Source organism: Psychrobacter sp., assembly GCF_035469765.1.
GTDB lineage: Bacteria > Pseudomonadota > Gammaproteobacteria > Pseudomonadales > Moraxellaceae > Psychrobacter.
This window is the reverse complement of sequence record NZ_DATIRM010000207.1, coordinates 1-4,527: the sequence shown is the minus strand read 5'-3', so window position 1 is coordinate 4,527 and position 4,527 is coordinate 1. Positions and strand designations below refer to the sequence as shown.

At 42.7% G+C, this 4,527-nt stretch carries 5 protein-coding genes; all 5 read left to right on the top strand.

All coding sequences use genetic code 11. The annotated features are described in order from the left end of the window. On the top strand, positions 1-302 hold a 302-nt coding region (gene pgk / locus VLN09_RS05870; RefSeq protein WP_325244580.1), incomplete at its 5' end, for a phosphoglycerate kinase. Between the two features lie 260 nt (positions 303-562). Continuing rightward, complete coding sequence (locus tag VLN09_RS05865; RefSeq protein ID WP_325244578.1) at positions 563-883, top strand: hypothetical protein; 321 nt, start codon at positions 563-565, stop codon at positions 881-883. Positions 884-1,341: 458 nt separating this feature from the next. After that, entirely contained in the window at positions 1,342-2,379 is a 1,038-nt protein-coding gene (gene fba / locus VLN09_RS05860; protein ID WP_325244576.1) for a class II fructose-bisphosphate aldolase, read from the top strand. Between the two features lie 78 nt (positions 2,380-2,457). Then, positions 2,458-3,081, top strand: a complete 624-nt coding sequence (gene ruvA / locus VLN09_RS05855; protein ID WP_325244574.1) for a Holliday junction branch migration protein RuvA — start codon at positions 2,458-2,460, stop codon at positions 3,079-3,081. Between the two features lie 175 nt (positions 3,082-3,256). After that, positions 3,257-4,237 (top strand): Holliday junction branch migration DNA helicase RuvB, encoded by a 981-nt coding sequence (gene ruvB, locus VLN09_RS05850; protein WP_325244582.1) that lies wholly within the window; start codon positions 3,257-3,259, stop codon positions 4,235-4,237. The last annotated feature ends 290 nt before the right edge of the window (positions 4,238-4,527 follow it).

Below are 4,527 nucleotides of genomic sequence, written 5' to 3'. Positions count from 1 at the left end.
TTGCGCCAGATAGTGCCATGAAATTGGCAGCTGCGATTACCAATGCTAAAACCATCTTATGGAACGGTCCGGTTGGCGTCTTTGAGGTTGATGCATTTGGTCAAGGCACTAAAATCGTGGCAGAAGCGGTCAAAAATAGCCAAGGTTTCTCGATTGCAGGTGGCGGTGATACGCTTGCTGCGATTGATAAATATCAAGTAGCGGATGGCGTTAGCTACATGTCAACGGGTGGCGGTGCATTCTTAGAATTTGTAGAAGGTAAAGTCTTGCCAGCGGTTGCTGCTTTACAGATTATTGAATAACTTCTTAACGATACTTTAGCAGATGAGTAACATTAGCCGTACAACATAGCCTTAATATCTAATGTACGCTGTACGGATAATATTTTGGCTACTATTCATATCTTATTGTTTTCAAGGCGATAAGTGCAGGTTGTCATCGATTATTATTAAGTGGTAATTATTTGTTTCTATACTGAAAATTGTTATTGCATGTCTAATTTGCACTCTATAAAATACCGCAAACCATGTATTTGACATGCTTTATTTATGAGGGATTTGTTATGTTAAAACGTCATTTATTACTTGCTAGTGTTCTTGCTGGTACTTTTGCAATCACTGCATGTAGCCAAGAAACCCAAGATAAAACGGAAGCTGCTGCTGAGTCAGCTGGCGAAGATGCTGCTGTTAACACAGAAGAAGCTGCTGCGAATACAGAAGCTGCTGCTGCTGAAGCTGAAGTAGCTGCCCAAGAAACTGGCGACGCTATTGCTGAAGGCACAAGCAAAGTCGTTGAAGGTACTGCATCAGCCGTTGCTGACGGTGCTAATGCTGTTGCTGATGGCGCAAATGATATCGCTGTTGATGCAGAACAACAGTACTAAGTTATATAAAGACTAAGTAGTAAAAAATTAAGCAACACAAAGCTCCGTCTTTTAATTAATATGATTAACAGACTATGGGCGTAAAAGTTGTTTAATAAGCCTTTAAAATTTTGAAAAAAGCTTTGGTGATTGCCAAGGCTTTTTTTTTGAGTAAAAATCAGACAAAGTTTTTATGAAAAGTAGAGGATTGCCTCTAATATGAAAGACCGTCTGAGGCTGCAAATAAGATAGGAAAACCACGCAGGCAAACAAATAGTCCGCTAAGCGCTACGAAGCAGTGGTAATTTTTGCTATAATCACGGCGTAATAATAACGATCAAAAAACACGGCTTTTTGCTGCTGCGACTATTTAAGATTTATCTTATAAAGCAAGGCTTACAACGTCGTTATTGTTAAAAAGTGGTTTCTTAATACTATCTTCAAAATACTATTTTTAAAATATAACCAGAGAGCGTTCTATGGCTTTAATATCGTTACGTCAACTTTTAGATCATGCCGCCGAAAATAACTACGGTGTCCCTGCTTATAATGTCAATAACTTAGAGCAGATGCGTGCAATCATGATGGCGGCCGACGCCTGTGATTCTCCTGTTATCGTACAAGCCAGTGCCGGTGCACGTAGTTACGCAGGCTCAGCATTTTTGCGTCATCTGATTATTGCTGCAATCGAAGAGTGGCCGCATATTCCAGTAGTGATGCATCAAGACCATGGTATGTCGCCAGCAATTTGTCAGCGCTCAATCCAACTTGGTTTTTCGTCAGTGATGATGGATGGCTCACTTGGTACAGATGGCAAAACGCCAATGGATTATGACTATAACGCCAGTGTTACCCGCGAAGTCGTCAAAATGGCACACGCGTGCGGTGTTTCAGTCGAAGGCGAGATTGGCTGTTTAGGTAGTCTTGAGACCGGTATGGCAGGCGAAGAAGATGGTTCTGGTGCAGAAGGTGTATTGGATCACGAGCAACTATTGACCAGCGCTGATGAAGCTGAGCAATTTGTCAAAGATACCAATGTCGATGCGTTAGCGATTGCTATCGGTACCAGTCATGGTGCTTATAAGTTCACCCGCCCACCGACAGGCGATATCCTATCTATTGAGCGTGTAAAAGAGATTCATGCCCGTATTCCTAACACCCATTTGGTCATGCATGGCTCATCATCAGTGCCGCAAGAGTGGCTAAAAGTCATTAATGAGAATGGCGGTAATATCGGTGAGACTTATGGTGTGCCCGTTGAGCAAATCGTTGAAGCGATCAAGCATGGTGTGCGTAAAGTAAATATCGATACCGATTTACGTTTGGCATCAACTGGCGCTATCCGCAAGTTCCTTGCCGAAAATCCTAGTGAATTTGACCCACGTAAATACTTTAAAGCGTCTATGGTCGCGATGTCAGATATCTGTACCAATCGTTTTGAAGCCTTTGGTTCTGCTGGTCAAGCACATAAAATTCGTCCTATCAGCCTTGAAGGCATGGTCGATTTTTATAAATAAGCTTGTTGGCAAGATATGCTAATTTAATAACTGCAGAGCAAGTTATGTCATTGCAAGTTTTATAAAAGGTGATGGATTATGATTGGATTGCTTAGTGGACAGGTGCAGTATTTGATGGCACCGACTGCCTGTGTCATGACCACCTCTGGTGTTGGCTATGATATTGAGCTGCCGCTACCGTCATTTTGTCAGTTGCGTCTTAACGAGCAGGCGAGCATTTGGACGCATTTTCAGGTCCGTGAAGATGCGCAGCTGCTTTATGGTTTTATCGACCGTAAAGAGCGTGATGTCTTTCGCCAATTGATCAAAATCAATGGTGTTGGTGCAAAAATGGCATTGGCTATGCTGTCGGCAATGTCAGCTGCTGAGCTAAAAATGCATGTCGAGCAAGATTCGGAAGTTGCATTGACACGTATTCCAGGTATCGGCAAGAAAACGGCGCAGCGCTTATTGATTGAGCTAAAAGACAAGCTGAAAAATATCGAAGTTGATAATAGTAATTTAGAGTTCGCTATGCAGTCGGCACCAATATCTGCTGAAGACAGTATCATTGCTGAAGTTGAAGGCGCATTGATGAGCTTGGGCTATAAAGAGAAAGAAGCTCAACAAGCGATTAAGGCGGCAAAAAGTAATGGCGAGACATTTGCAGATACACAAAGCTTGTTAAAAGCCACGCTGCAGCAGTTTCAAAGTTTTAAGTAGCGGCGTTTTTATAACAAAGCAGTGATTGAAAAAAACAGCGATTAAAAATAAGCGACATTAGATGTCGCTTATTTTCGTTTTAGCTAGCGCTTTATGATGTTTTGCATGACTTATGAACAGCGTTTGGTTATGCTATTTATTACCTAATCTTTTAAATATAATGATAAAAAATATGATGCAAGATCGTTTGATTAATCCGCTAGAAGGCGTAGGTGATGCGCCTGACTCCAATATTCGACCAGCATTATTGGCGGAATATATCGGTCAGCCAGTGGTACGTGAGCAGATGGAAGTCTTTATTCAAGCGGCACGTGCGCGTGATGAGGCATTGGATCATACGCTCATCTTTGGACCGCCAGGCTTAGGGAAAACTACCCTTGCCAATATCATCGCTCGAGAAATGGGTGGCAATCTGCGTTCAACGTCAGGACCTGTGCTTGAACGTGCGGGTGATTTGGCAGCCATGCTGACCAACTTAGAAGCGGGTGATGTGTTATTTATCGATGAGATTCATCGGTTAAGTCCGGTAATTGAAGAAATTCTTTATCCCGCGATGGAGGATTTTCAGTTAGATATTATGATTGGCGAAGGACCTGCGGCACGTTCTATTAAGCTTGATTTACCGCCATTTACTTTGGTAGCAGCGACTACGCGAGCAGGTTTATTAACCTCGCCACTGCGTGATCGCTTTGGTATCGTGCAGCGACTAGAGTTTTATAATATTGCAGATTTAACCACCATTGTCAGCCGTGCAGCGCGTTTGATGCGTGTGCCTATGAGTGAGGATGGGGCAGTTGAGATTGCGCGCCGTGCTCGCGGTACACCAAGAATTGCTAACCGTCTATTACGCCGTGTACGCGATTATGCTCAAGTCCGAGGCGATGGCAGTATCAATGGAGCTATTGCGGGTAGTGCGCTCGATATGTTAGCAGTCGATAGGCGCGGTCTTGATCATTTAGACAGACGTTATATTGAAATATTGCATGAGCGTTTTGACGGTGGACCTGCGGGCGTTGAAGCGGTGGCAGCGGCGATGGCTGAAGACCGCGGTACGCTTGAAGATGTGATTGAGCCATACCTTATTCAACAAGGTTATGTACTGCGTACCGCACGTGGCCGTGTATTGACGCAGATGGCGATTGATCAAATGCTTTAATATTAAGCTCAGAGACGTTAAACTTAAAAAGACACCCCTGATTTTCTTATTAAATTAAGGGTGTCTTTTTGTCTTAATTTTAATATGATGTCGCTATATATAGTCAGGGAAAAGCAATATCGATACATAACGTACTGCTGATATCAATTTTTCTTGCTGTGCCTACGCAGACAGAGGCTGCAAAAAATTTATACCAGCAGTACCGTAGCGTTTTTAAGGTATTTTAACTATATATAGAATATCCTTTTTAATGAGCCGTTGAAAACAATTCACATAAAGGCAAACGCTTA

What these genes read in the sequence shown, in the direction of transcription:
- fba (WP_325244576.1), top strand. Translation starts at nt 1,342, where the DNA reads ATGGCTTTAATATCGTTACGTCAACTTTTAGATCATGCCGCCGAAAAT.
- ruvA (WP_325244574.1), top strand. Translation starts at nt 2,458, where the DNA reads ATGATTGGATTGCTTAGTGGACAGGTGCAGTATTTGATGGCACCGACT.
- ruvB (WP_325244582.1), top strand. Translation starts at nt 3,257, where the DNA reads ATGCAAGATCGTTTGATTAATCCGCTAGAAGGCGTAGGTGATGCGCCT.
- VLN09_RS05865 (WP_325244578.1), top strand. Translation starts at nt 563, where the DNA reads ATGTTAAAACGTCATTTATTACTTGCTAGTGTTCTTGCTGGTACTTTT.